This window comes from Streptomyces sp. NPDC127084, from assembly GCF_042724175.1.
Taxonomy (GTDB): domain Bacteria; phylum Actinomycetota; class Actinomycetes; order Streptomycetales; family Streptomycetaceae; genus Streptomyces.
Genome location: NZ_JBHXFA010000301.1, coordinates 1 through 3,469, shown reverse-complemented (window position 1 = coordinate 3,469; position 3,469 = coordinate 1). Strand labels below are relative to the sequence as shown.

General features: G+C 62.8%; 3 protein-coding genes. All 3 read left to right on the top strand.

Annotation, left to right across the window (positions count from 1 at the left end):
- Positions 1-393 precede the first annotated feature (393 nt).
- Complete coding sequence (locus ACFWI9_RS33460) at positions 394-1,914, top strand: flavin-containing monooxygenase (RefSeq protein WP_387168836.1); 1,521 nt, start codon at positions 394-396, stop codon at positions 1,912-1,914.
- The gene (locus ACFWI9_RS33455; protein ID WP_387168834.1) at positions 1,911-2,807 is read left to right on the top strand and encodes an alpha/beta fold hydrolase; all 897 of its coding nucleotides are present in this window, start codon (positions 1,911-1,913) and stop codon (positions 2,805-2,807) included. Before ACFWI9_RS33460 ends, ACFWI9_RS33455 begins: the two co-directional genes overlap by 4 nt.
- Positions 2,808-3,080: 273 nt before the next feature.
- A partial coding sequence (locus ACFWI9_RS33450; RefSeq protein ID WP_387168839.1) for a transposase occupies positions 3,081-3,469 on the top strand: 389 nt, incomplete at its 3' end.

Genomic DNA, 3,469 nt, shown 5'->3' with positions numbered 1-3,469 from the left:
AACGGAGCAAGCAACTCCCACTCACGACCGGTCAGTTCATGACGTCGTATCACCACACCATGATCCAACACTGATGATCTTTGAAGACGGACCCTGGTGTGCCTGATGACCTGCGGGAACGCGCTGCGTAACCCGAGCGGCTCCCGACGGGGCAGCGGCCTGCCGCCATCCTCGCACGGCGAAGCCGACCTTCCGATACGGCTGCCCCGGTCATGAATGGCCCGACCTGTCCAACTCGCGCTCCAGCTGACCCACCCGACATCAGCCCGTTTCAACACTTTGCACCATATTCGAGCAAAATTGTTGCGAAATGTTGTGGCGTGTGATGTGTTGCGGTGCCACCGTGGAGACCAAGTGATCCCCACACCGGGGTCCCGATCCTTAGGAGTTGCTATGCCTTCCGCACCCGTCGTGGTCGAGGATCTCGACGTTCTCATCATCGGCGCCGGTATCTCAGGTATCGGAGCTGGTCACTATCTCACCACGCAACACCCGACCAAGAGCTTCGCAATCCTGGAGGCGCGCGGCGCGTCCGGAGGCACCTGGGATCTGTTCCGGTACCCCGGCATTCGTTCCGACTCCGACCTGTATACATTCGGCTACGAGTTCAAGCCGTGGCTGGACGAGGATTCGATCGCTTCCGCTGATCGAATCCTGGAATACCTAAGGGAGACGGCGACGGAAAACGGTCTGGACTCCCGGATCCGCTTCCACCACAAGGCGATTGGCGCTGACTGGTCCAGCGCCCAGGCCCGTTGGCTGGTTGACGTGGAGCGAACCGACACTGGCGAACGCCTGCGGTTTCGCACGCGGTGGATCTTCAACGCGGGGGGCTACTACCGCTACGACCAGGGATTCACACCGCACTTTAAGGGGCGGGAGCGTTTCCACGGCCCGATCGTGCATCCACAGGACTGGGATGACAACCTGGACTATGCGGGCAAGCGGGTGGTCGTGATCGGCAGCGGTGCTACCGCGGTCACGCTGGTGCCTGCCATGGCACGGACCGCCGCTCATGTCACGATGCTGCAGCGCACGCCGAGCTACATCCTGCCGGTTCCCAAGCGGGACGCCATCGCTGCAGTACTGATGAAGGTCTTCGGTGAGGAACGCGGATATGCAATGACCCGCAGCAAGAACATTGCCATGCAACGCGGAATCTACCGGTCGTGCCAGCGTTCCCCCAAAGCCGCCCGCCGACTTATCCGGAAGGTCAACGCCCGGCGCCTCACGCCCGGCTTCCCGGTAGACGAGCATTTCAACCCGCCTTACAATCCGTGGGACCAGCGGCTTTGTGCAGTCCCTAACGGTGACCTGTTCCAGGCGATACGCGAAGGGACCGCTTCAGTCGTCACCGACCGTATTATATCATTCACGGAAAACGGAGTGCTGCTTGGCTCCGGCACAGAGCTGGAAGCAGACATCATCGTCACAGCTACAGGGCTGAACCTCCAGCTGTTCGGCGGCATGTACTTGAGCATCGACCATCGACCGGTGGCCCTCACGGAAACGGTGACCTACCGCGGCGTGATGCTCAGCGGGGTACCGAACTTCGCCTTCGCCATCGGCTACCAGAGCGCCTCCTGGACACTGAAAGTCGGTCTGCTCTGTGAGTACTTCTGCAGGCTGCTCACACACCTGGACGCCAACGGCTACGACGCAGTGTGGCCAGTCGCCAATCCCGACATGCCGACCCAGCCCATGATGAATTCCAGCGCCGGATACATCCAGCGGTCCGCGAGTCAACTGCCCAAGCAGGGACCGGAAACCCCATGGTTGATGTCGAAGGACTTCCGAGCCGATCGCAAACTGCTGAGAGAAAGCGATATTGTAGACCAGTTTCTGCACTTCTCTCACCTCTCCGGCGGAGCGGAAGCACCCTGGGCCGGTATCAGGGAGGTGGAGGCAGCATGAGCACAGATCACTACGCCAGCCTTCCCAGCGGCGTCCGTATCTGCTATCGCACCCGCGGCAGCTCCGACGGCGACCCGCTGCTGCTGATCGCTGGACTGGGCCAGGACCTGACCTGCTGGCCACGGGCATTCCTCGACGGTCTGGCAGAGCGAGGCTTCTTGGTCATCCACTACGACAACCGCGATATCGGCCGTTCAACGCCCATGCGCACGCCTACAGCGAGCAGGCTCGATCAACTGCGGGGACGACCGAAACCCGGTGCGTACAGGCTGAACGACATGGCTGCCGACGGCGTCGGTCTGCTGGACCATCTCGGTATCGAGCGTGCACATGTGGTGGGACAGTCACTGGGCGGCATGATCGCCCAGACACTCGCGGTGTCCTTCCCTTCGCGGGTGAAGACACTGACGTCGATCTACTCGACGACCGGCAGACCAGGCGTCGGAAGGCCCACGTGGTCGACCAAGTTGCGAGTCGTAGCCGGCAGACCCGCCCACACACGACAAGCCGCCGTCAAGCGCTACCTATCCATGATCAGCCACCTGGCCGGACCCGGCTACCCCATAGACCGGGAGCTGGAGACGGCATATGCGCAAGGCGCCTGGAACCGCCGCAACCACGCAGGACGGGAAGGGATCTCCCGTCAGCTCCAGGCCGTTCAGGCATCCGGCGACCGCACAGCACAGTTGCGCACCATCACTGTGCCCACGCTGGTCATCCACGGCGATGTCGATCCCATGGTCAACCCAAGCGGAGCCCACGCCACTGCCGAAGCGATACCCGGCTCCCGACTCGAGATTGTGCCAGGAATGGGACATCACCTTGCTCCCGGACTCATCGACCGGGTTCTGACCCTCATCACCGAACACAGCCAGGAAAGCATCTCCCCGTGAACCGGGGACGCCCGACTCGGCGAAAAGCGCCTGCACCAAACTGCCACATAGGCAGAGGCAGCTTCTTGAAGGGACACGACGCCGGAGCCACTTCGCACACGGACACAACGGTGAAGCTTCCCCTTGCTCTTGGACGGGAGTGTCCAATAGACGGCGGATCCGATGATCAAGGAGACGCCTGAAATGAGCGAGACCATCACCGAGCACGAGACGGTGGATGAGCCGGTCGTCGAGTCGGCCGCGGAGGCGGTGTCGGACGAGCAGTTGATCTCGATGCTGGTCGACCGGGCCCGTTCCGACGGGCTGCAGCTGACCGGCGAGGGTGGGCTGCTGCAGCAGTTGACCAAGCGGGTGCTGGAGTCCGCCCTGGAGGGCGAGATCACCGATCACGTCGGCTATGACAAGCACGACGCAGCAGGCCGAAACAGCGGCAACTCCCGCAACGGCACCCGTGCGAAGACCGTGCTGACCGACGTCGGCCCGGTCGAGGTGAAGGTACCCCGGGACACCGCCGGTACCTTCGAGCCGCAGCTCGTGAAGAAGCGGCAGCGCCGGCTGACCGGCGTGGACGAGACATCTCATGTCACTGGCGGGTCAAGTGCGGCGGTTATGCGGCCAGTGCGAGAGGTGCCGGGAATGCCTTCCCGGCGTCGTAGAGGGTG